Source organism: Algibacter sp. L3A6 (assembly GCF_009796825.1).
Taxonomy (GTDB): Bacteria; Bacteroidota; Bacteroidia; order Flavobacteriales; family Flavobacteriaceae; genus Algibacter.
The window spans coordinates 3,599,096-3,622,486 of the sequence record NZ_CP047030.1 but is presented as its reverse complement, the minus strand read 5'-3'; the positions used below and the strand labels follow the sequence as shown (position 1 = coordinate 3,622,486).

The window sequence follows — 23,391 nt, the reverse complement described above, 5'->3', positions numbered from 1 at the left end:
CTTTAACTGCGCTTTATTTCATTAATAATGATATTTTTTGGTTATTAATTATTACGAAAACGTTTTCGTAACCAACTTGTATATCAATTCCTGCCCCATCTAACACAGCTAAACCTTTAGCATCAAATTCTTTATGCCCGTAAAAGTTGTTTAAGTTTTCAATTTTATCAACTTTTGGTAAAAATTCAATTCGGTTATCAACTAATTTCTCTTGATACAGAATACCAATATCTATACTTTTTTCTTCGGAAGCGTTTTCGGCTTTTACATTTCTTATAATAAAATCATAAAAACACTTTCCGTTCTCCGGAATATTAAAATAAGCCTCGTGTTTATCGCCAGTAACATCGTTTTTAGCGATGTAATCTAAAGACGCTAAGTAAGAAGTGTAAATCAACTCACGAGTCACCTCACGACCGTAATCATTTTTATAATGTCCCGCTTCAAACAAAATAGTTGGCACGTTTTCACATTGAAACGTATCACCAACACAGTTTAAGTTAAAAGCATCATCATACACACCTACTCCATTTGGTATTATAGCTTGTAAAGCCTTGTCCATTACAGCAATTACTTCCATAGCACGTTTTCTATTAGGCGTTACCGTACAAGCTTGATCTTGTGCAGGCGCTAAAAACGATACACTTGCCAGTTTATTAATGTTTCCGGCACTAAAAATAGTACGCTGCCCGTGCAAATTATAGCAAAAATGTGGTTTAAACTTAGTAAACACATCTCGCAATACTTTACTTTCTGGTTGTGTAAGATTTTGTGCGTCTCTATTTAAATCGACCTGATTGGCATTTATACGTGTATAGGCGTTAGCACCGTCGGGATTTAAAATCGGTATTATATATAAGGTACAGTGTTCTAAAATGTGGTTTAAGTTAGAATCCTTATCCAATAAGCTGTTTAATAAATCGAAAATAGCCTTGGTGGTTGTCGATTCGTTTCCGTGCATTTGTGACCACATTAAGATGCGTTTTTCACCTTTACCAATTTTTAGTCCATAAATCGATTCATCCAAAACAGAGGTTCCAATCACCTCAATAGCGATCTCTTTTTTTAGGTTTTCTAAAAGTGGTTTAATATGATTGTTGGTGATATAGCGATGTGATAAACGCGATTCTTTGTGTTTTAAAAACAAGGATTTTATAACTTCTAATTTCATGTGTTTTATTTATGATACAAATGTAAACAATTACTAATTTACAATTGTAAACACTAAAAATCAATACATTTGTTTACATAAGTATACAATTCATCAGCTAGATTATTGACAAAAAACAACTTACTCGTTAAAAACAATATAAATCACTCTTTTTCAGATTTTTAAGTACATCGTATTAAAGTTAAACTTATACATAATCTATAGTTTTAACACATTTAATGTTACCAATTAACATATAATTATTACATTTGTAACACCAAATATAAGAAACCCAAATTTACAATGATAAACAGCGAAGCTTTCATTAAAAGACTCCAAAAAGTGATGGAATATTACGGAGAATCCGCCTCTTCTTTCGCTGAAAAAATTAGCGTGCAACGCTCTAGCATTTCACATATATTATCCGGCAGAAATAAGCCGAGTTTAGAATTTGTTCTAAAAACCCTTACCGCTTTTCCGGAAGTAGAATTGTATTGGTTAATGAATGGCAAGGGTGAATTTCCTGCTCAACAAAAAACAGATCAAGAAATTAATACGCCAACTCCACCTCAAAATACAACTACCCCAAATCCTCCTAAAACCGAAAGCATCCAGAATAGTTTAAATCTTCAAGTAGACAGCAATAAAACAATTGATCGTATTGTTATTTTTTATTCCGACGGAAGTTTTAAAAACTATCAGAATTAAAGTAATTTTGCATTTCAAGATATACCTATGAGATTTCTATACCTTTTACCTGCACTTTTTCTTTTTAACTGTTATGAGTCTGCTCGAGAATGCAAAGATTTTAAAACAGGCGCATTCTATAGCGAAGTCACTATTAACGATGTGATCTACAAATCGAGATTTAAACGCAGCGAAACACTACAAGTGGAAGTCTATGACAGCAAAACAGATTCGTCGCAATTAAGATGGATCAACGACTGCGAGGTAATCTTTAAAACCATAAACCCAAAAAATATGGCAGAACAAAAAGATATTCACTTAAAGATACTAACAACTACCGATTCATCTTACACTTATGAATACTCGTACGTTGGAGAAACTAAAAAACAAAAAGGAATTGCCTACAGAGAAGAATAATCTACGGCAATGGATATAAAAAAGACTCCACTAAATTAAACTTGAGTTCTTTTTCTTCAGTAACGCGATACGTTATAAAAAGCTCACCCCAAAATTCACCATCAGAGAAATCGGCGATAATCCATTTATGGTTTAGCATTTTCACTTTATTAATCAGCATGCGTCGCCCTTCGCTAGACGCATAAGGAATCAACGAATGCTCACCTTTCACTTCATTTAAAGCGTAAAGCTCATCTTTTATAAACGGAATTAATTCTTCAACGTTAAATCCATCACGCTCAAAATAACTTAAAGCATCTTCATTGCGTTCTAAATTAAAATAAGACAAATTTGAAATTTCAGTATTCAATACCAAAACGGAATCTTTATACTTTTGAACTTGCACTTTTTGCTTGCCAAGTTTATTATTCATATCCTCAAAAACACGTTTCGCATTAACGTATTGAAACAATATAAGCAACATAGCAAACACAAACAAATACATGAAAATCTTTTTCGTCATGGGGTAATTTTATAAATTTAATTCTAATTCATCATAAGCCAAAAACACATTTTCAGGAAGCGTTTTTTCAACCTCGTCGTGAAAACCTAATAAATGACTAATATGCGTTAAATATGCTTTTTCAGGATTTACTTTTTCTATAAACGCTAAAGCTTCCTCTAAGTTAAAATGCGAGTGATGCGGTTCAATACGTAACGTATTCACCACTAAAATCTTTACATTTTTAATTTTTTCAATTTCAACAGCTTCCACACGCTTCATATCGGTGAGGTACGCAAAATCTTTAAACCTAAATCCAAAAACTTGCAAACCGCCATGCGTTCCATTTACAGGCATAACCTCTAAACCACCAAGGCTAAACGGCTTGTTTTCAATTTCGTTTACCGTAACAGCCGCTGCGCCAGGATATCGGTTTTCTGTTTTAAACACATAATCGAAACGTTGCTTCAGCGAATCTAAAACCCGCTGATGCGCATAAATAGGAATATCGCCTTGTCTAAAATAAAAAGGGCGAATATCATCAAAACCCATCACATGGTCAGAATGTTCGTGCGTAAACACAATAGCATCAATTTTTTCACAACCCGACCTTAGCATTTGATATCTAAAATCTGGCCCGCAATCTACAACACACGTAAACCCATCCCATTCTACTAAAACAGAAACACGTAAACGCTTGTCTTTTTTATTGTTACTTAAACAAACCGGGTGCTTACTCCCTATTATTGGAATACCTTGCGATGTGCCTGTGCCGAGAAAAGTGATTTTCAAAAGTGTGAATTTTGAAACAAAAATAAACTTATTTTTTTGTTTAGCATACTTATTTAATACCTTTGTCAGTACGGACCTAACCTATATAATATATGGATATTACCATTAAAGGCGATAAAGAGTTTAATGATATTCCCTCGTTAAAATCTAAAGCTCTTCGGATTAACTTAAACGAAAACATTTACGGAACATTTGCAGAAATTGGAGCAGGACAAGAAACTTGTCGTCATTTTTTTAGAGCTGGTGGTGCCTCAGGTACTATAGCTAAAGCAATGTCCGCTTACGATAAGGATTTTAGTGATGCCATTTACGGTGTTGAAGACGATGGGCGTTACGTAACAGAAGCACGTTTACGCAAAATGCTTACCCATGAAATGGACCTCATGGAAAATCGTTTAACTCGTGAAAAAAATCCGAATAAAATATTTTTCACATACGCTAACACCGTAGCAACTATTGATTTTGCTAAGCAATTCAAAGGTCATGGCTGGGTAGGTATTAAATACCAAGTTGAAGCCACTGGCGAATACAACGAAATTATTTTACACCTCCGTTTTAAAGAAACCGATGCACGTTTACAACAAGAAACGCTTGGTGTTCTAGGAACTAACTTAATTTACGGCGCGTTTTACAAATACAACGAGCCTAAAAAATTATTACGCTATTTATACGATCACCTTGATAAAGATCAAATAGAAATAGACACCATTAACTTTTCGGGACCTGTATTTAAAAATATAGACAACCGCTTAATGAGTTTACAACTTGTAAAGAACGGCATGACCGATGCGGTAATGTTCGGACCAGATGGTACAAACGTACTTCCTGCTCGTGTATTCTACAAGAAAAACATTTTAGCGCTACGCGGAAGTTTTAGACCAGTAACTAAAGTGAATATGGCTATGTATGAGAAATCATACGAAATGTTCATTAAAGAAAACAAGGTAGATGAAGATAAAACGGTTGTAGTTTTCGAAATTACTCTATCTAATTTAAGAGCAGAAGGTGAAATTGATGAACAAGATTTTATAGATCGTGCAGATTTACTATGTTCTCTTGGACAATCGGTTATGATATCTAACTTCCAAGAATACTTTAAGGTTGTAGAATACTTCTCTAACTATACCAAAGCAAGAATGGGTCTTGCTATGGGCGTTAGCAATTTGGTTGATATTTTCGATGAAAAATATTACAGACATATTAGTGGTGGTATTTTAGAAGCCTTCGGAAAGTTATTCTTTAAAGATTTAAAAGTTTACTTATACCCAATGAAAGATCCTGCAACGGGAGAACTTATTACAAGTGAAAACTTAAAAGTTTATCCACGAATGAAGGAGCTTTACAAATTCTTTAAATACAACGGAAAAGTTATTGATATTGAAGATTACGATGAATCTATCATGAATATTTTCTCGAGAGAAATCTTAAATAAAATAGCAAACGGAGAGCCAGGTTGGGAATCTATGGTTCCAGAAGGCACCGAAGATTTAATTAAAGAATACCGATTATTTGGCTACACCAGACGCCCTTTAACACTAAGCAGAAAAAGAAAGTAACACTTTATATAAAAACACAAAAACGGCTATATTTCAATAATATAGCCGTTTTTTTTATTTCTAATTTTAGCGTTTATTCTAAAATTTGAGTTGCATGATCTTTAGTTTTTACTTTTTCAATTACGCGCTCTACAACACCATTTTCATCAATTAAAAAAGTCATTCTATGGATACCGTCGTAAACGCGACCCATAAACTTTTTTGGTCCCCAAACACCAAAAGCGTTAATTACCGTTTTATCCTCATCAGCTAATAACGGAAATGGAAATTCGTGTTTATTTTTAAAATTAGATTGGCGTTTAGCAGAATCTGCACTTACACCCAATAAAGCATAACCTTTTTCTTTTAAAACCTCATAATTATCTCTCAAATTACAAGCTTCTACCGTACAACCTGGCGTGCTTGCCTTTGGGTAAAAAAACACGACTAGCTTCTGCCCTTTATAATCGCTTAACGAAATGGTATTTCCTTGTTCATCTAATGCCGAAAAATTAGGAACGGCATCACCTTGTTTTAATGTGTTCATAGTATTAACTTTGGTTTCTAAAACAAAAGTACAATTTATGACTAAACAAGAAAAGGTAAACTTTGTTATTAATACACTTTATAAACTTTACCCAGAAATACCAATTCCTTTAGACCATAAAGATCCGTACACACTACTTATTGCCGTGTTAATGTCTGCACAAAGTACCGATGTGCGTGTCAATAAAATTACACCTCTATTATTTGAGCAAGCCGACAACCCTTATGATATGGTTAAACTTACCGTAGAAGATATCCGCGAGATTATAAAACCCGTTGGTCTATCACCTATGAAAAGCAAAGGTATTCACGGTTTATCGCAAATATTAATCGATAAATACAATGGTGAAGTCCCAAAAACGTACGAAGCCTTAGAAGAACTACCAGCCGTAGGCCACAAAACCGCTGCTGTAGTATTATCTCAAGCCTTTGGAATTCCTGCATTTCCTGTAGATACGCACATTCACAGATTAATGTATCGCTGGAATTTAACCAACGGAAAAAACGTAGTACAAACCGAAAAAGATGCCAAACGTCTATTTCCAGAAGAACTTTGGAACGACCTCCATTTACAAATTATTTGGTACGGACGCCAATATTCGCCAGCACGAGGTTGGGATTTAGAAAAAGATATTATCACCAAAACCATAGGCCGACAGTCGGTTCTTAACGAATATTACAGTAAAAAGAAAGCCTAGCGATACGCCTTTAAAGAACTTAAGTAAACATTAAGTTTGATAAAACTTATTTAGTATTTTTACAAACCAACACCAAACTAAACAGCATTCACTAAAGCGAAGCGTTTCCTATATATTATTTCTGTTGAAAATTTAAAAGCATACGCCTTCGCAAAACATCCTATTAATAAAATAAAACACAAAATATAATGTCTACAGCAAAAAAAGAATACAAAAGAATTACGGTAAAAACATTGATTGACATGAAAGCCAATGGCGAAAAAATATCAATGCTAACCGCTTACGATTATACTATGGCCAAAATTGTAGATGGCGCTGGTGTAGACGTAATTTTAGTAGGCGATTCCGCAAGTAATGTTATGGCAGGTCACGAAACCACGCTACCAATTACTTTAGACCAAATGATTTACCATGCATCATCTGTAATTCGCGCCGTACATCGCGCACTTGTTGTAGTAGATTTACCTTTCGGAAGCTACCAAAGCGATCCAAAAGAAGCGTTACGTTCTGCAATTAGAATTATGAAAGAAAGTGGTGCACATTCAGTAAAACTAGAAGGTGGCCGTGAAATTAAAGAATCTATTAAACGTATTTTAAATGCAGGAATCCCAGTAATGGGACACTTAGGTTTAACACCACAATCTATCTATAAATTCGGAACTTACACCGTTAGAGCTAAAGAAGAAAAAGAAGCTGAAGATTTAATCGAAGATGCAAAAATGCTGGAAAAAGTAGGCTGTTTTGCTATTGTATTAGAAAAAATACCTGCAGCTTTAGCTAAAAAAGTTGCCGAAAGCGTAAACATTCCGATTATAGGTATTGGCGCAGGAAACGGTGTTGATGGTCAAGTTTTAGTTTTACACGATATGATTGGTATGACGCATGAATTCCACCCAAGATTTTTACGTCGTTATTTAAATTTATATGAAGACATGACGGGCGCATTATCTCAATACGTAGAAGACGTAAAATCGAGTGATTTCCCAAATGAAAGCGAACAATACTAAATATTCACTTCATTAAAATATCACCTAAAACACTAAGCATAAACTCGTACATTTTATAAATGTCTACCAAAATACTATCAAATAAAGACAACCTTCAGGTCATTTTTGAAGATAACCACATAATTATTGTCAATAAACGCGCGGGAGATATTGTACAAGGCGATAAAACTGGCGACAAACCATTAAGCGAAGTTGTTAAAGAATATATTGCTCAAAAATACAACAAACCAGGCAACGTCTATCTAGGCGTTGTCCATAGGTTAGATAGGCCAACTACGGGAATTATTGTCTTCTCCAAAACCAGCAAAGCCCTACCGCGGTTAAACAAGCTTTTTGCCGATAAGGAAGCTAAAAAAACCTATTGGGCTGTAGTGAAAAATGCGCCACCGAAAAACGCAGACACGCTTACGCATTGGCTAAAAAAGAACCCTAAAAATAACAAATCTTACGCGCATAATAAAGAAGTGAATGAGAGCAAAAAAGCCATTCTTCATTACAAAACGCTAAAAAAACTAGACCGTTACATTCTGCTAGAAATCAATTTAGAAACAGGCAGACATCATCAAATACGCTCGCAATTATCAACTATTGGTTGCCAAATAAAAGGCGATTTAAAATACGGTTTTGATAGAAGTAATAAAGACGCAAGCATCCATTTACATGCACGACATTTAAGCTTTATTCACCCTGTAAAAAAAGAACCTATTCAAATTACAGCACCTTTACCTAAAGATCCAATTTGGGATGCATGCACTGCTTAAAATCAAAACGTTACCATTTTTAAAAACACCTTTTAACTTCAACTAAAAACCTCTCGCCATTTGAAAGCTATTCCTGAAATTATCGTCAAACAAAAAAAGTATTTTAAATCTGGAAAAACAAAATCTGTTGCGTTTCGAATTTCAATATTAAAAGCTTTAAAAGAAGAATTAGAAGCTAACGAGCAAGCGGTTTTTAACGCCCTAAAATTAGACTTTAAAAAATCGGAATTTGAAACTTACCTAAGTGAATACAGCATGGTGATGTCTCAATTAAATTTGGTGATTAAAAATCTAAAAAAATGGGCAAAACCACAACGCGTATCTAGCAGTTTGCTCCTATTTCCAGCACATAGCTTTATCTACAAAGAACCTTACGGTAGCGTTTTAATTATTTCACCCTGGAATTACCCGTTTATTTTAGCTTTAGAGCCTCTAATTCTAGCCATTGCTGCAGGTAATACTGTAGCTTTAAAACCAAGCGAACTCACCGAAAACACCTCTAAACTTATCTCCAAAATAGTAAAAAATGTATTTCCTGAGGGATTAGTAACTAGCATAGAAGGCGGCGTAGATGTTGCCACAGCCTTACTAAACCAACGTTGGGATTATATTTTCTTTACAGGAAGTGTTTCCGTTGGAAAAATTATAGCCCAGGCCGCCGCAAAACACCTGACACCAGTTACTTTAGAATTAGGCGGAAAATCACCATGTATTATAGATGATACTGTAGATTTGAAACTTACCGCCAAACGCGTGGTTTGGGGCAAACTTTTAAATGCTGGACAAACCTGTATTGCACCAGATTATATTTTAGTTAAAAAACAGATAAAAACGGATTTTACAAAGGCTTTAATTGAAGAAATAAAACAAGCTTACGGCAACGATATTAAAGCTTCGGAGGATTTCCCTAGAATTATAAACCAGAAAAACACCCAGCGTTTGGCAAATATGCTAAACCAAGAAACCATTAGTTTTGGTGGAGAAATAGATGAAACCACGTGCTACATAGCACCTACACTACTAGATAATCCCGATTTGAATAGCCCTGTAATGCAAGAAGAAATTTTCGGACCTATTTTACCGATACTTACTTTTGAAACCGAACAAGATATTGAATCTGTAATTTCTCAATATGAAAAACCACTTGCCTTTTACGTATTCTCGAACAATAAAGCCTTTTCCAAAGATTTAATTGAAAGATTTAGTTTTGGTGGCGGCGTAATAAACGATACGCTTATGCATTTCGGAAACGACAAACTCCCCTTTGGAGGCGTTGGTTTTAGCGGCATGGGAAATTACCATGGTAAGTTTGGTTTCGATACATTTTCACACCATAAAGCCATTGTAAATCGTAAAAATTGGATAGATCCGCCGGTGCGCTATGCGCCATACCAGGGCAAACTTAAATGGCTGAAGTTATTTTTTAAATACTTCACATAAAATTAAAAGAAAATAAAACGGGAAACATTACAGCAACGGGTAATCTAAAATTAAGGTTACACCATGCTCAGGTTTTGATTCTAAACTAAAAGCGGCGCCAATTAAATTAGCACGACTACGCATATTAATTAAGCCAGAGCCCTTCTCTGCGGTACCCATATTAAAGCCTACACCATCATCTTTAGCTGTGATTTTTAAATTTTTATCGGTGTATTCTAAAATAACATTTAAGTTTTCGGCTTGAGAATATTTCACGGTATTAGATAAAAACTCCTGAAGAATTCTAAATATAATAATTTCGTGCTTTCTATCTTCAAACTCAATCTTATCTCCAATAACTTTTAATTCCGCGGAAGCGAACTTTAGTTTATTAAGTCGGTTTAACTCATTAGAAATCGATTTCTCGAAACCAATATTTAAAACCACCTCATTATTTAGAGTTTTAGAAAGCGCTCGCACCTCTGATAAACTCTCACTTATTGCAGCAGTAGTATCTTTAAATTTATCACGCACATCGGCATCGACCTGCATTTTTAAAATACTTAATTGCATACTTGCAAAAGATAACAACTGCCCAACATTATCGTGCAACTCCCAACCAATGTTCTTTAAGGTTTGCTCCTGCGTTTCTGTTTGCGCCTGTGTTATTTCTTCTTCAAAAGCTTGTTGCTGCTTAACTTTATCTAACAGCAATTTATTTTTTCGTTTTAAAAACACCACAAAAAACACAACAACTAGAGCTGTAACCACAACCAAAACACATATAGTGTAAATTAACAAATAACGCTCTGCAGCAGTAGAAGATTTTGGCGTTTGATATAGAAGATATAAAAATTTATTCATTTATTAATTGAGGTTTAGAAACAAACAAGCCAATAGTAAAACAAGTATACATAAAAATGTTGGAACAAGATAGAATAATACCATTGAGATACACATAAGTCATATCTCCAATATGAAAATACTCGGAATAAAACCCTAACGGAATAGTAACTAGCCACCATACTAAAATAGCGACAGCAATATAAAAATTAAGATTATAATTAAAACTAAGAATGCGATCTGTTAACAATAATTCTAAGAAAAAAAATGCTACACAACCAACAACAATAGCCGTATTTAAAGAGTCGAGAAAATAAAAACCAGGCTTAAAAAAACTATCAAAATCTACAATTACAAGAACCACTACTATGGCTAAAAAAACATATCTAGTATATTTTAAAATCACCTTAAACGGTATAATTTTAAGTGTTTTCTGAAAATAAAAACTAAAAAAAGAGGCACTACCTATAACCCAAAACAAATTATAAAACCAAAAATTACGACTAAAACGCGAGTCTTTCAACCATTCAAAACACTCTATTTCAAACAAATAATAAGGAAATAAAGCTACAACCTCAATAAAGAGCACGTAAATCAAAAAATAATTAAAATAACGATTATAACTATGTTTATATTTTTTAATAAGAACTAGCGCCACTGCAGCCGTTATCACTAAAACAAAGTAATAAACGTATAGTAAGATACTAGATATTTCAGAATTTATCACTGTTTTTTTTATTAAGAAAAAATCACAAATTTATTATATAAAACAAACAAGTTACAGAATTGACTAAAGGTTTATGGCACACCATAAGCATTACTATGCTTAACACATTAAAACATCTTTAATTACTCACTCAAATCGTCAAATTCAGGTTTACAAAAAATTAAAGCAAACGTAAAAATACCATACATGCAAATATTAGCCATTAAATAAATTTGCCATCTTAAAAAGATAAAATCCCAATCTAAACGGCTCATATATACATCGTAAAATACCAAAGGTGTAATAATTAGCCACCAAATAAAAATAGCAAAACTAATATAGAAATTTAGCGATTTGTAAAAAGTGAGTATTTTATCGCTTTTTAGTACTTCTATAAAATAGCAAACTGTACATAAAAAAATAATAAAAGCCCCAAAAACACCAATAGAAGGAAATGACATTATAAAATAATCGTCCCAATTTAAAAGAATACACCCAATTGAAAACAATAAAAAACTAAAAGCACTTACTTTGAGTATCTTTTTAAACCTAGTTGTTTTTAGAATTCTATTATAATAGAATGCAAAAAACATAATAGCCCCTATCTTCCAAAACAAAGTACCCCACCAATAGTTTTTAACAAACACCGTACCCTGCAAAAAACTAAATAGTCCGCCATCTTTTACATAACGCGGATAATTCGCAAAAAAATCACACAAAGTTAAATACACCAAAAAGTATATAAAAAATCTAGCAGCTGTAGGTTTATACTTTTTAAAAAAAAGTAAACCTGTAACAGCTGCTAAAACTTCAACTCCGGTTGTAATAAGGAATTTATAGGCTAATAAAAATTCGTCCATGACGTATATTTATCAAGGATAACCAGTCTCTCCTGTACCACCATCATTCAATGGATCTACCGGAATATCTCTCTCATCATAACTAAAATTTAAACCTAAACTACTTGCTTTAGAAGTGTTTTCATACCCTGTTGGCACAATAAACATGGTGTTTCTATTTTTCTTACCAGGTTTTCCGTTTTTTCCGTAATTACCTAAATATACACGTAAACCCGTCATGGTATAACCTACACTGTCCGATTCTTTTTCAGCGAAAGCGATATAATCTTCAATGTTTTTTAAGCTCCACATTACAGAACGCATGGGCTTTCTTTTAGAATTATCGTCTAACTCTATTGTAGAGTCTATTTCTTTTGGGTTGTTTTTCTCCCAATTCGCACTTAATTCTGTCGCTTCTAGAATTGTAATGGTTCCGGTTGGGTTATCAATTTCTGCCACAGCGCCTTCTAATGGCCTTGGACAAAAATAATAAGTTAATGCAGCTCCTATAACAAAGCCTAAAATAATGTACACTAAATTCTTCATAAATATTTGGTTAAAATGGTTAGGTTTCCGCTAATGTAGTAAAAAGATTTATGCCTCTTAAATTAGTTTAACACTATTAGAAAACAAAGCCCTCTCTTGTATGAAAAAACTTAAATATACCGCCTAAACATGATGATTTTCGGCTAAAAACTGATTGTTGTAGTATATTTCACTTCATTTATAACAAACATACTATGCGTACTTCCTATATGATTTATGGAAGTTAACTTCTCTACCATAAAAGCTCTAAAAGCCACCATATCTTTAACGACAACCTTAAGTAAATAATCGTATTCACCACTTAAATGGTAACACTCCAGCACTTCGTATAGCTTAGCCACTTCTTTTTCAAACTTTACCACGTAATCTTGACTGTGCTGCACAAGTTTTACGTGGCAAAACACAACAAAATCACGTTCAATTTTACTTTTATTCACCAAAGCAATATAACCTGATATAAAACCGGTTTTTTCAAGTTTTTTAATACGCTCGTAAACAGCTGTTACCGAAAGATTTAATTTATTAGCAAGCGCCTTATTGGTTTGTTTACTGTCTGTTTGCAGGTACTCTAGCAGTTTTTTATCGGTAGCATCAAAAATCATAATCGAAAATATTTCTTAAAAACAAGGTTTAAACAACAATGTACTGAAATATATTCCGAATAATTAAATTAAAATAGATTTATTTTCCTATAAAAAAGAACTTACTTGTTTTACAATCTAATATAAGCCTACTTTGTGTAAAACATAAAACAACCACCTATGGCTTTTAAACCCGCAAACAACATACAAGATTTACAATATTTTGGAGAATTTGGAGGTGTTAACCCTTCCATTTCCGACTCGTCTACATACACCTTTCTATCAGCAAAAACCATGTTTGACACCTTTGAAGGCAATGCCGATGGTTGCTACCTCTATTCGCGACACTCCTCGCCTTCTAATTTATATTTAGGTGAAGCTTTAGCTGCAATGGAAGGTACAGAAACTGCAAATGTTTCGGCCTCTGGCATGGGCGCTATTACTCCGGTTTTACTACAATTATGCGGTAGCGGCGACCATATAGTATCAAGCAGAACTATTTACGGCGGTACGTATGCGTTTCTTAAAAATTTTACACCACGTTTTAACATCGCTACTAGTTTTGTAGATATCACTACGCTAGACGCTGTAGAAGCTGCTATTACCGAAAAAACTAAAGTATTGTATTGCGAGTCTGTTAGCAACCCGCTGCTAGAAGTTGCCGATATTAAAGGTTTAGCGGCTCTTGCTAAAAAGCATAATTTAAAATTAGTGGTAGATAATACGTTTTCGCCACTATCTATATCGCCTGCCGTTTTAGGTGCCGATATTGTAATACACAGTTTAACCAAGTTTATTAACGGATCTAGCGATACGGTTGGCGGCGTGGTTTGCGGTACACAAGAGTTTATTAACGATTTAAGAAACGTAAACAGCGGAGCTTCCATGCTTTTAGGCACTACCATGGATAGTTTGCGCGCATCGTCGGTATTAAAAAACCTAAGAACACTACACATTAGAATGCAGCAGCACAGTAAAAACGCGCTGTATTTAGCTGAAAGATTTGAGCAATTGGGTTTAAAAACCGTTTATCCTGGTTTAACCTCACACCCATCACACACACTATTTAAAAGCATGATGAACGCGGCTTATGGTTTTAGCGGTATGTTAACGCTTGATGTTGGTTCTACTGAAAAAGCAAATGCACTTATGGAACTTATGCAGAATAAAAACTTAGGCTATTTAGCGGTAAGTCTTGGGTTTTATAAAACACTTTTTAGCGCTCCAGGAAGCTCAACATCGTCCGAAATACCAGAAGATGAACAAAAAGAAATGGGCCTATCGGAAGGTTTAATCCGTTTTTCTATTGGCTTAGATGATGATATTGAACGTAGTTTCCAAACCATGAAATCCTGCATGATTTCCTTAGATATTTTAAAGTAATTTTCAATAAAAAAGAGTAAACCTTAGCGTTAAACTAATGGTTTACTCTTTTGCATTAAAATAAAGTATATCAATATTTTAGAATGAATAAAAACAGACTTAGTTTTTATCTTCTAATAAGGGTACAAATCTAAATTCACCAAACTCTTCTTGTTCAAATTCCTTAGGCCCTTTTCTAATAAAAAGTGTCATAATTTGAACATCATCGCCCACAGGAATAATTAAGCGTCCGCCAATTTTTAACTGACTCAACAATGGTCTTGGCACAAAAGGCGCACCAGCAGTTACAATAATACTATCGAAAGGCGCTTCGGTTTTTAAACCAATATAACCATCTCCAAAAATGAGTTTTTTAGGTCGGTAACCTAATTTAGGCAAAAACTTGCTCGTTTTTTTAAACAGCTCGTTTTGACGCTCTATACTATACACTTTAGCTCCTAATTCGCACAAAACTGCGGTTTGATATCCACTACCCGTGCCAATTTCCAAAACTTTATGTCCAGGTTTTATTTGCATTAACTCACTTTGAAACGCTACCGTATAAGGCTGAGATATGGTTTGGTCTGCAGCAATTGGGAAGGCTTTATCTTGATATGCGTGATCTAAAAAACTAGAATCCATAAACAAATGCCTTGGTATTTTAGCTACAGCAGCCAAAACCGCATTGTTGGTTATGCCTTTGTTTTTTAATACATTAACGAGTTGTTGTCTTAATCCTTGGTGTTTAAAAGTGTCTTTCAATGGTTGGGAGGTTTTACAGGGTTAAAATTAGTCAAAGATTTCTAAGGGTAAAACAATTTTATAAGAATTTATTTTTAACAAGAATCCGAAGAAAATTTTAAGCCCAATTAAGCAAAAGGACGTTTTAATTATGTTATTTTTGTTGAAAACCTATTATTATGCTAAACGCTGGAGTACTTGGTGCTGGTCATCTTGGAAAAATTCATTTAAGACTACTTAATCAATCTGAAAAATATAATCTTGTCGGGTTTTATGACGCCGATGAAGCCAACGGAAAATTGGTAGAAGCCGAGTTTGGATACAAATTTTTCAATTCAATAGACGCCTTAATCGACGCTGTAGATATGGTAGATATTGTAACCCCAACCCTATCGCATTACGATTGCGCAAAGCGAGCTATAGCAAAGGGTAAGCATGTTTTTATTGAAAAACCAATAACCAATACCGTTGAAGAGGCTGAACATATTAGAGAACTTTTAGCCGAAAATAATTTACGTGGCCAAGTTGGGCACGTAGAGCGCTTTAACCCTGCTTATTTAGCCATAAAAGACGATATAAAATCACCGATGTTTATTGAAACGCATCGTTTAGCAGAATTTAATCCGCGTGGTACCGATGTGCCTGTGGTTTTAGATTTAATGATACACGATATCGATATTATTTTAAGCGTTGTAAAATCTAAAGTAAAACATATTTCTGCCAGTGGTGTTTCTGTAATTAGCGACACACCAGATATTGCCAATGCACGTTTAGAGTTCGAAAACGGCTGTGTTGCCAACCTTACAGCGAGTAGAATTTCACTTAAAAAAATGCGTAAAGCACGTTTTTTCCAAAAAGACGCTTATATTTCTGTAGATTTTCTTGAAAAGAAATGTGAAGTGGTTAAAATGAAAGACGCGCCAGAAGTACCTGGAGATTTTGATATGGTGTTACAAAATGCTGAAGGCGTTAAAAAACAAATTTATTTTGATAACCCGAAGGTAGCCGACAATAACTCTATTTTAGATGAATTAGAAACTTTTGCACACGCCATAAACACCAACACCACACCAGTTGTAACCCTGCACGATGGCACAGAAGCTTTGCGCGTTGCAACACAAATTATTAATTGCTTTTAATACAACCGTAGCTTAAGCAATAGAAATTCTAAATAGTTTAAAGTTTTCGCTTACGCGGAAATAAAAAAAATTACCAGAATGAAAAACATAGCAGTTATTGGTGCAGGCACCATGGGAAATGGCATTGCGCATACATTTGCTCAAAGTGGTTTTAACGTAAACCTTATCGATATTAACGAAGCAGCCCTTAAAAAAGGCATGGATACTATTGCGAAAAATTTAGATCGCATGGTGACTAAAGAAAAAATTACCGAAACCGATAAAAACGATACGCTTGCCAATATAACCACACATACGGCAATACCTGATGGTGTAAAAAACACCGATTTAATTGTAGAAGCAGCAACCGAAAACCTCGATTTAAAACTGAAAATTTTTAAACAACTGAGTAATGTTTGCGAGCCTAACTGCATTTTAGCAACCAACACCTCCTCTATTTCTATTACGCAAATTGCTGCCGTAACACAGAAACCAGAAAACGTAATTGGGATGCATTTTATGAATCCGGTGCCTATTATGGCTTTAGTTGAAATTATTCGTGGTTACAACACCAGCGATGCGGTTACTAAAACCATTATGGATCTCTCTGCTAAACTTGGCAAAACACCTGTAGAAGTTAACGATTACCCTGGGTTTGTAGCAAACCGTATTTTAATGCCTATGCTAAACGAATCTATAGAAACCTTATACAATGGCGTTGCTGGAGTTAATGAAATAGACACCGTAATGAAACTTGGTATGGCACACCCTATGGGACCGCTACAATTAGCCGATTTTATTGGCCTAGATGTTTGTCTTTCTATTTTAAACGTGATGTACAACGGTTTTAAAAACCCAAAATACGCACCTTGCCCACTATTAGTCAACATGGTTAATGCAGGAAAACTTGGTGTAAAATCGGGTGAAGGTTTTTACGATTACTCGGAAAACAGAAAAGCCGAAAAGGTTTCAAAACAATTTTTGTAGACATTATTTATAAAATAAACTACAAACAAAATATCTAATAAAATGAGTGTTAGCGACAATCTCCTTCATATAAAATCAACTTTACCAGAACACATAACGCTTGTTGCTGTTTCTAAAACCAAACCAGTGTCTGATATTATGGAAGCCTATAATGCGGGACAACGCATTTTTGGTGAAAATAAAATTCAGGATATGGCAGACAAATACGAAGCCATGCCAAAAGATATTGAATGGCATATGATTGGGCATGTACAGCGTAATAAAGTGAAATACATGGCACCTTTTGTAACTTTAATTCATGGTGTTGATAATTTTAAATTACTTGAAGAAATAAACAAACAAGCGTTAAAACACGATAGAGTTATTAATTGCTTGTTACAAATAAAAATCGCTTCGGAAGATTCTAAATTTGGCTTAGCACCTCAAGACGCTATGGATATTATGCAATCGGAAGCTTTTTTAGCTTTAAAAAACGTGAATATCGCAGGCGTTATGGGTATGGCGACCTTTACAGATGATGAAACTCAAATTGAAAGCGAATTCAAATTACTGAAATCTACTTTTGATGATTTAAAAACAATAAACCCCAATAATAGCGCCTTTACAACCATTTCCATGGGAATGAGTGGCGATTATAAATTGGCAATTCAATGCGGAAGTACCATGATTCGTGTTGGAAGTAGTATATTTGGTTTAAGGAATTACTAATACACATGATGGCCCGCAGTATACAGACGGTAATTTAAACACCGCCAATTACACACGGACGATTACATACTAAAAGAAAAGCATTTGTACGCAATAGTAGATATTGAAACCACAGGTGGTAAATTTAACGAAGAAGGCATCACCGAAATTGCCATTTACAAGTTTGACGGCCACGAGGTTGTCGATCAATTTATAAGCCTTGTAAACCCGGAACGTGAAATCCAGCCCTTTGTTGTTAATTTAACTGGTATAAACAGTAAAATGCTGCGCGATGCACCTAAATTTTACGAAGTTGCTAAACGTATTATCGAAATTACCGAAGATTGTATTTTGGTAGCGCATAATGCGCAATTTGATTATCGTATTCTAGGCACGGAATTTAGACGTTTAGGTTACGATTATAAACGTAAAACACTCTGCACCGTAGAACTTTCTAAAGATTTAATACCAGACCAAGCTTCTTACAGTTTAGGCAAGCTTGTGCGCTCTCTTGGCATTCCGGTAACAGATAGACACCGCGCTTCTGGCGATGCACTAGCTACGGTAAAATTATTTAAACTTCTACTTGCTAAAGACACCTCTAAAAATATTATTCAGCAATCTATAAAGCTTCATAAAAAAAACAAGCTAGATTCTAAGTTTTTAAATATTTTAGACACCCTTCCATCGGTTACTGGCGTCTATTACATACATAATGCCGAAGGCGATATTATCTATATTGGTAAAAGCAATAACATTAAAAAACGCCTAAACCAACACTTTACAGGCACAAACTCAAAGTCTAAAAAACTACAACGTTTAGTAAGCACAGTCACCTTTGAGTCTACCGGAAGTGAACTTGTAGCGCTTCTAAAAGAAAACGAAGAAATAAAACAAAACAAACCGCTATTTAATAGAGCATTACGCCGTTCTATTTTCACACATGCTTTATATAGTTTTGTAGACGAAAACGGCTATATAAATTTAAAAATTGATGTGGCAGATGGTCGTAAAAAAAACATAACCACGTTCACCAATAGGCAAAGCGCAAAGAGTTTTTTAACCCACGTTGTTGAAGAATACAAACTATGCCAAAAACTAGCCGGACTTTACAAAACAAAAACAAGCTGTTTTAGTTACGATATTAAAGAATGCGCAGGTGCTTGTATTCAAAAAGAAGCTCCCGAAGCATACAACGAACGCGTGAATGCTTTAATTGAAAAGCATAGCTACGTTAAAAAAAACATGGTAATTATTGATAGAGGTCGCGACATCGATGAGCGCAGTGCTATTTTAATTGAAAACGGTGTTTTTAAAGGACTTGGCTTTGTTAATTTAAACTATCAAATTAATAACATCGAGGTACTAGAATCCATTATCACTCCTATGGAAAACAACCGAGATGCACAGCATATTATCAAGAATTATATTCGTAAAAACAAACGATTAAAAATTATAAACTTCAATTAACACATGAAGCACATTACGCTATTTTTCTTCCTATTAAACACATTATTTATTTCCGCACAAGAAGAGCCTTACAGCTCCGACACTTTTACAGTAAGTCTCGAAGATGTACAAACGAGAACCTTTGCAAAAGATTCTTCCGCAAACGCCTTAGTGATTTACGAGCAAGGCGATAGTTATGTAGATAAAGAAGAATACGATTTACACACCAAAATAAAACACAAAGTAAAACTACTTAATACAGAAGGTTTCGAGCATGCCAATGTTGCTATTTACTTATACAAAAGCAAGAACAGTAAAGAGAAAATTGAAAATATTAAAGCCATTACCTATAATAACGTTGGTGGTAATTTAATTAAATCTCACCTTTTAGAAAAAGATATTTATACTGAAGATTATAACGAGAACACAACTTTGGTTAAATTCACTTTACCAAATATCAAAGAAGGCTCAGTAATTACTTATAGTTACGAGGTTATTTCGCCGTTTATGTTTAAATATCACGGTTGGGATTTCCAGAGTGGTATTCCTAAACTTTATAGTGAATACAAAGCGAGTATTCCAGGAAACTGGTTGTATCACACAAAATTAGTAGGTCAAGAAAAACTAGATGTTACAGAATCTGAAATAAAAAAAGAATGCTTAGTGATGCGTAATGGAGCAACCGCAGATTGCGGAAACAGCACCTTTGCCATGAAAGACATTCCGGCTTTTATTGAAGAAGATTACATGACAACTAAAAGCAACTATTTAGCACGTATAGAGTACGAATTAGAGACTTTTAGAGGCATGGACGGCTCTATTAAGCACTACACAAAAACTTGGAAAAGCGTTGATAAAGAATTAAAATCGGAAAAAGAAATTGGTAAGCAAATTAGAACGTCTGTTGATTTAGAAGATCTTTTAACAGCTAATATTATCAACGAAACTGATGCTTTAAAAAAAACTGAAGCTATTTATCAATACGTGCAAGAGCAATATACATGGAATGGCGATTATAAAATTTTTAAAGATGTATCCATAAAAGATTTAATAGAAACCCGTTCTGGCAACGTTTCGTCTATAAACATCCTCCTACATAATATATTAAGAGAAGCCGATATCGATGTAAAACCAGTACTACTTTCTACTCGAAATAACGGATTCCCTACCGTTATTTACCCTGTAATATCAGATTTTAATTATTTAATAGTACAAGCTACTATTGGAGATGACACGTATTTTTTAGATGCTACAGATAAGTTTTTAACCTTTGGAGAAATTCCTTTTAGATGTTTAAATGAAAGAGGACGCGTTATGGATTTTAAGGCTGGTAGCGAATGGGTTGATATTACACCAAAATACCCAACCACAACTATGTACAGCACAGAGTTAACTCTAAATAATGATGCAACCGTTAGCGGTACTGTAAAGGGAAAAAAAACGGGCTACCACGCCTTAAATGCTAAAAAAGCTTATTTCCCCAATACCGATAACTACATCGATAAACTAGAAGATAAACACCCGAATTTAGAGATTACAAACCACGAGGTATTAAGCGAAAGCCAAACCAGTAATGGGTTTAGCGAATCTTACAACGTCGATTTAGAGTTTGATAATCCTGACGCTAATTTGCTTTACTTAAATCCGTTTATAGCAAAGTTTTTTACGACTAACCCCTTTAAGCTACAGGAGCGCTCCTACCCTATAGACTTTGGTTACGCCGACACCTATTTCTATACCTTAAGATTGAATTTTGATCCCGAAGTATACGAAGTTTCGGAAACTCCAAAAGGTGTAAATCTTGCCATACCAAATAGCAAAGGCAGTATATCTTATTCATCGGCTGTAAAAGAAAACCAAGTGCAACTTATGTTTAAAGTACGCTTTAACGATGCTCTATATCCGCCGGAATATTACCCGTATTTAAAGGAAATGATGAATAAAGTTGTCGAAATTCAAACAAATTCATTAATATTATTCAAGAAAAAATAGAAAATCATTTCTTACTTTTGAAATACTATGAGTCAAACATCAAAAAAACATTGGAAAATCCGTCTTCACGAAATCATTTACGAGGCCGACACCCCAAAGGGTAAACTTTTCGATGTTATCCTACTCATTGCTATCATTGCGAGTATTGTGCTCGTTATGCTCGAAAGTATTAAGAGTTTCGATGCTAAATACCACAATTTACTAAACATTTCAGAGTGGATTATCACCATTCTATTCAGTATAGAATATATTGCCCGTATTGTTACGGTAAAAAAGCCCTTAAAATACGTTACCAGTTTTTACGGCATCATCGATTTACTATCCACAAGTCCAAAATATATATCACTACTATTTGGTGGTATTCACGCACTTGCCGCATTACGCGCTTTACGTTTATTACGTGTATTCCGAATCTTAAAACTAGCCCGTTTTCTTGGCGCATCACAAGTTCTTACTAATTCGCTAAAAGCCAGTCGCGCGAAAATATCAGTATTCCTGTTTGCTGTACTTATTTTATCTATTATTTTCGGGACACTTATGTACCTTATAGAAGGCGAAGTTAGTGGGTTTACAAGCATACCTGTAAGTGTATATTGGTGCATTGTAACCCTGACTACGGTTGGGTTTGGTGATATCGCACCTATAACACCAATCGGTCAATTAATAGCTGCCATTATCATGATTTTAGGTTATGGCATTATAGCGGTTCCAACCGGTATTGTTTCGGCCGAATACGTTAACCAGAGTAAAGACAAAGACGCAACACCACAAAAACCTAAAGTAAATTTAAACTCACAATCGTGTCAAAATTGCCTTGCGAGTAATCATAAAGACGAAGCAGAATTTTGCTACAACTGTGGCAATAAATTACATTAATTTTTGGGCGTTACCCTATCGGGTCAGGCTTTCACTACGCGCTCCCTCCTAAGGTCGGGGAGCTTAAACAAACCGTTCAATCCTTAACGCACTTATCCTCCAACTTTTGTTCTTCAATTAAGTCCTGTTTTTCTTAAAAGTGTATTTTCAAAATCATTTTTAAAAAGGTAGCGACATAATACTTTGTTATTTCATTAAAAAAACTCCTTGCTTTTCTCTATTTTTGAAAACTCAAAAAAAAGAAATCTCATCAGCACAACACCAAAATATCTCATTTCTATTGTTGGCCCAACCGCCATTGGAAAAACAGCTCTAAGTATAAAACTAGCACAGCACTTTAAAACTGAAATTATTTCGGCCGATTCTCGTCAGTTTTTTAAAGAAATGCAAATAGGCACAGCGGCTCCTAATGCAGAAGAACTTGCTGGCGCAAAACACCATTTTATTCATCATAAATCGGTGCAAGATAATTACAATGTTGGCGCCTTCGAAAAAGATGCAATAAGCTGTTTAGAGCAACTTTTTAAAACTAACAATGTCGCTGTCATGGTTGGCGGTTCTGGCTTATATAACGATGCCGTAACCAAAGGTTTAGACTACTTCCCAAAAGTTAAACCATCTATTCGAGAAGAACTCAATAAAGAGTTAGTGATTAACGGCTTAGAGCCTTTAATAACACAATTAAAAGCATTAGATTTAACAACCTATAATACCATTTCTATAGATAATCCACATCGTGTAATTCGTGCTCTAGAAGTTTGTATTGGTAGCGGAAAACCCTATTCTTCATTCTTAAATAAAGAAAAAAACAAGCGTCCGTTTACAACAATTACTGTGGGCTTAACAGCCGATCGTGAACTGATTTACAATCGTATAAATCAACGCGTAGATATCATGATAAATAGTGGTTTATTAGACGAAGTTAAAACACTACTTCCCTACGAAGATTTGAATGCATTAAACACCGTAGGCTACAAAGAATTGTTTAGATATTTAAGCGGAGAATGGACTTTAGAATTTGCTATTTCAGAAATTAAAAAGAATACGCGCCGCTTCGCAAAACGTCAGCTTACTTGGTTTAAAAGAAATGAAAGCACACTTTGGTTTGATTACGAAAGTGATTTAGAAAAAATAATAACTTCAGTGAAAGCACAAATGGTTTAATTAAAAA

At 34.5% G+C, this 23,391-nt stretch carries 25 protein-coding genes; 15 read left to right on the top strand and 10 right to left on the bottom strand.

The window, feature by feature from the left end:
- Nucleotides 1-13 precede the first annotated feature (13 nt).
- Entirely contained in the window at nt 14-1,171 is a 1,158-nt protein-coding gene (locus GQR98_RS15035) for a M14 family zinc carboxypeptidase (protein ID WP_159020217.1), read from the bottom strand.
- A gap of 282 nt (nt 1,172-1,453) precedes the next feature.
- On the opposite strand from GQR98_RS15035, the gene GQR98_RS15030 reads away from it, so the two are divergent.
- Nucleotides 1,454-1,858: a helix-turn-helix domain-containing protein gene (locus tag GQR98_RS15030; protein ID WP_159020216.1), complete on the top strand. Its 405-nt coding sequence runs from the start codon at nt 1,454-1,456 to the stop codon at nt 1,856-1,858.
- Nucleotides 1,859-1,885: 27 nt separating this feature from the next.
- Nucleotides 1,886-2,254, top strand: a complete 369-nt coding sequence (locus GQR98_RS15025) for a DNA topoisomerase IV (protein ID WP_159020215.1) — start codon at nt 1,886-1,888, stop codon at nt 2,252-2,254.
- 1 nt (nt 2,255) lies between these two features.
- On the opposite strand, the gene GQR98_RS15020 is transcribed toward GQR98_RS15025, so the two are convergent.
- Together GQR98_RS15020 and GQR98_RS15015 are read right to left on the bottom strand one after the other, a co-directional pair.
- A complete protein-coding gene (locus tag GQR98_RS15020; protein ID WP_159020214.1) occupies nt 2,256-2,756 on the bottom strand; it encodes a hydrolase in 501 nt (166 codons plus the stop codon).
- A 9-nt stretch (nt 2,757-2,765) separates the two neighbouring features.
- Nucleotides 2,766-3,527 (bottom strand): MBL fold metallo-hydrolase, encoded by a 762-nt coding sequence (locus tag GQR98_RS15015; protein WP_159020213.1) that lies wholly within the window; start codon nt 3,525-3,527, stop codon nt 2,766-2,768.
- A gap of 92 nt (nt 3,528-3,619) precedes the next feature.
- On the opposite strand from GQR98_RS15015, the gene GQR98_RS15010 reads away from it, so the two are divergent.
- Nucleotides 3,620-5,083, top strand: a complete 1,464-nt coding sequence (locus GQR98_RS15010; RefSeq protein ID WP_042494944.1) for a nicotinate-nucleotide adenylyltransferase — start codon at nt 3,620-3,622, stop codon at nt 5,081-5,083.
- A gap of 73 nt (nt 5,084-5,156) precedes the next feature.
- On the opposite strand, the gene bcp is transcribed toward GQR98_RS15010, so the two are convergent.
- On the bottom strand, nt 5,157-5,609 hold the full coding sequence (gene bcp / locus GQR98_RS15005; protein ID WP_159020212.1) for a thioredoxin-dependent thiol peroxidase: 453 nt from the start codon (nt 5,607-5,609) through the stop codon (nt 5,157-5,159).
- 37 nt (nt 5,610-5,646) lie between these two features.
- On the opposite strand from bcp, the gene GQR98_RS15000 reads away from it, so the two are divergent.
- The 4 genes from GQR98_RS15000 to GQR98_RS14985 all read left to right on the top strand — a co-directional run bounded on the left by GQR98_RS15000 (nt 5,647) and on the right by GQR98_RS14985 (nt 9,514).
- Nucleotides 5,647-6,306, top strand: a complete 660-nt coding sequence (locus GQR98_RS15000; RefSeq protein WP_042506973.1) for an endonuclease III domain-containing protein — start codon at nt 5,647-5,649, stop codon at nt 6,304-6,306.
- A 188-nt stretch (nt 6,307-6,494) separates the two neighbouring features.
- Nucleotides 6,495-7,313: a 3-methyl-2-oxobutanoate hydroxymethyltransferase gene (gene panB, locus GQR98_RS14995; RefSeq protein ID WP_042494940.1), complete on the top strand. Its 819-nt coding sequence runs from the start codon at nt 6,495-6,497 to the stop codon at nt 7,311-7,313.
- A 59-nt stretch (nt 7,314-7,372) separates the two neighbouring features.
- Nucleotides 7,373-8,074, top strand: a complete 702-nt coding sequence (locus GQR98_RS14990; RefSeq protein WP_159020211.1) for an RluA family pseudouridine synthase — start codon at nt 7,373-7,375, stop codon at nt 8,072-8,074.
- A 69-nt stretch (nt 8,075-8,143) separates the two neighbouring features.
- The gene (locus GQR98_RS14985) at nt 8,144-9,514 is read left to right on the top strand and encodes an aldehyde dehydrogenase (protein WP_410488913.1); all 1,371 of its coding nucleotides are present in this window, start codon (nt 8,144-8,146) and stop codon (nt 9,512-9,514) included.
- Nucleotides 9,515-9,541: 27 nt separating this feature from the next.
- On the opposite strand, the gene GQR98_RS14980 is transcribed toward GQR98_RS14985, so the two are convergent.
- The 5 genes from GQR98_RS14980 to GQR98_RS14960 form a co-directional block, all read right to left on the bottom strand.
- Nucleotides 9,542-10,357, bottom strand: coding sequence for a sensor histidine kinase (locus tag GQR98_RS14980; RefSeq protein WP_159020209.1), 816 nt, complete (start codon nt 10,355-10,357; stop codon nt 9,542-9,544).
- Complete coding sequence (locus GQR98_RS14975) at nt 10,350-10,742, bottom strand: hypothetical protein (protein ID WP_159020208.1); 393 nt, start codon at nt 10,740-10,742, stop codon at nt 10,350-10,352. The genes GQR98_RS14980 and GQR98_RS14975 overlap by 8 nt, the downstream gene beginning before the upstream one ends.
- Before the next feature lie 443 nt (nt 10,743-11,185).
- The gene (locus GQR98_RS14970; RefSeq protein ID WP_159020207.1) at nt 11,186-11,902 is read right to left on the bottom strand and encodes a hypothetical protein; all 717 of its coding nucleotides are present in this window, start codon (nt 11,900-11,902) and stop codon (nt 11,186-11,188) included.
- Nucleotides 11,903-11,914: 12 nt separating this feature from the next.
- Nucleotides 11,915-12,427 (bottom strand): hypothetical protein, encoded by a 513-nt coding sequence (locus tag GQR98_RS14965; protein WP_159020206.1) that lies wholly within the window; start codon nt 12,425-12,427, stop codon nt 11,915-11,917.
- A 143-nt stretch (nt 12,428-12,570) separates the two neighbouring features.
- The gene (locus GQR98_RS14960) at nt 12,571-13,029 is read right to left on the bottom strand and encodes an Lrp/AsnC family transcriptional regulator (RefSeq protein WP_159020205.1); all 459 of its coding nucleotides are present in this window, start codon (nt 13,027-13,029) and stop codon (nt 12,571-12,573) included.
- A gap of 159 nt (nt 13,030-13,188) precedes the next feature.
- Between GQR98_RS14960 and GQR98_RS14955 the strand changes: the two genes are divergently transcribed.
- A complete protein-coding gene (locus GQR98_RS14955) occupies nt 13,189-14,391 on the top strand; it encodes an aminotransferase class I/II-fold pyridoxal phosphate-dependent enzyme (RefSeq protein ID WP_159020204.1) in 1,203 nt (400 codons plus the stop codon).
- 99 nt (nt 14,392-14,490) lie between these two features.
- Here GQR98_RS14955 and GQR98_RS14950 read toward each other — a convergent pair whose 3' ends face one another.
- Nucleotides 14,491-15,132: a protein-L-isoaspartate(D-aspartate) O-methyltransferase gene (locus tag GQR98_RS14950; RefSeq protein WP_159020203.1), complete on the bottom strand. Its 642-nt coding sequence runs from the start codon at nt 15,130-15,132 to the stop codon at nt 14,491-14,493.
- Between the two features lie 158 nt (nt 15,133-15,290).
- Between GQR98_RS14950 and GQR98_RS14945 the strand changes: the two genes are divergently transcribed.
- The 7 genes from GQR98_RS14945 to miaA all read left to right on the top strand — a co-directional run bounded on the left by GQR98_RS14945 (nt 15,291) and on the right by miaA (nt 23,384).
- Complete coding sequence (locus GQR98_RS14945) at nt 15,291-16,250, top strand: Gfo/Idh/MocA family oxidoreductase (protein WP_159020202.1); 960 nt, start codon at nt 15,291-15,293, stop codon at nt 16,248-16,250.
- Between the two features lie 78 nt (nt 16,251-16,328).
- Entirely contained in the window at nt 16,329-17,216 is an 888-nt protein-coding gene (locus GQR98_RS14940; protein WP_159020201.1) for a 3-hydroxyacyl-CoA dehydrogenase family protein, read from the top strand.
- Between the two features lie 42 nt (nt 17,217-17,258).
- Nucleotides 17,259-17,924: a YggS family pyridoxal phosphate-dependent enzyme gene (locus GQR98_RS14935; protein ID WP_159020200.1), complete on the top strand. Its 666-nt coding sequence runs from the start codon at nt 17,259-17,261 to the stop codon at nt 17,922-17,924.
- A gap of 84 nt (nt 17,925-18,008) precedes the next feature.
- A complete protein-coding gene (locus GQR98_RS14930; RefSeq protein ID WP_159020199.1) occupies nt 18,009-19,373 on the top strand; it encodes an exonuclease domain-containing protein in 1,365 nt (454 codons plus the stop codon).
- Between the two features lie 3 nt (nt 19,374-19,376).
- A complete protein-coding gene (locus tag GQR98_RS14925) occupies nt 19,377-21,344 on the top strand; it encodes a transglutaminase domain-containing protein (RefSeq protein ID WP_159020198.1) in 1,968 nt (655 codons plus the stop codon).
- A gap of 27 nt (nt 21,345-21,371) precedes the next feature.
- The gene (locus GQR98_RS14920) at nt 21,372-22,220 is read left to right on the top strand and encodes an ion transporter (RefSeq protein WP_159020197.1); all 849 of its coding nucleotides are present in this window, start codon (nt 21,372-21,374) and stop codon (nt 22,218-22,220) included.
- A gap of 207 nt (nt 22,221-22,427) precedes the next feature.
- The gene (gene miaA, locus GQR98_RS14915; RefSeq protein WP_410488893.1) at nt 22,428-23,384 is read left to right on the top strand and encodes a tRNA (adenosine(37)-N6)-dimethylallyltransferase MiaA; all 957 of its coding nucleotides are present in this window, start codon (nt 22,428-22,430) and stop codon (nt 23,382-23,384) included.
- Nucleotides 23,385-23,391: the final 7 nt, after the last annotated feature.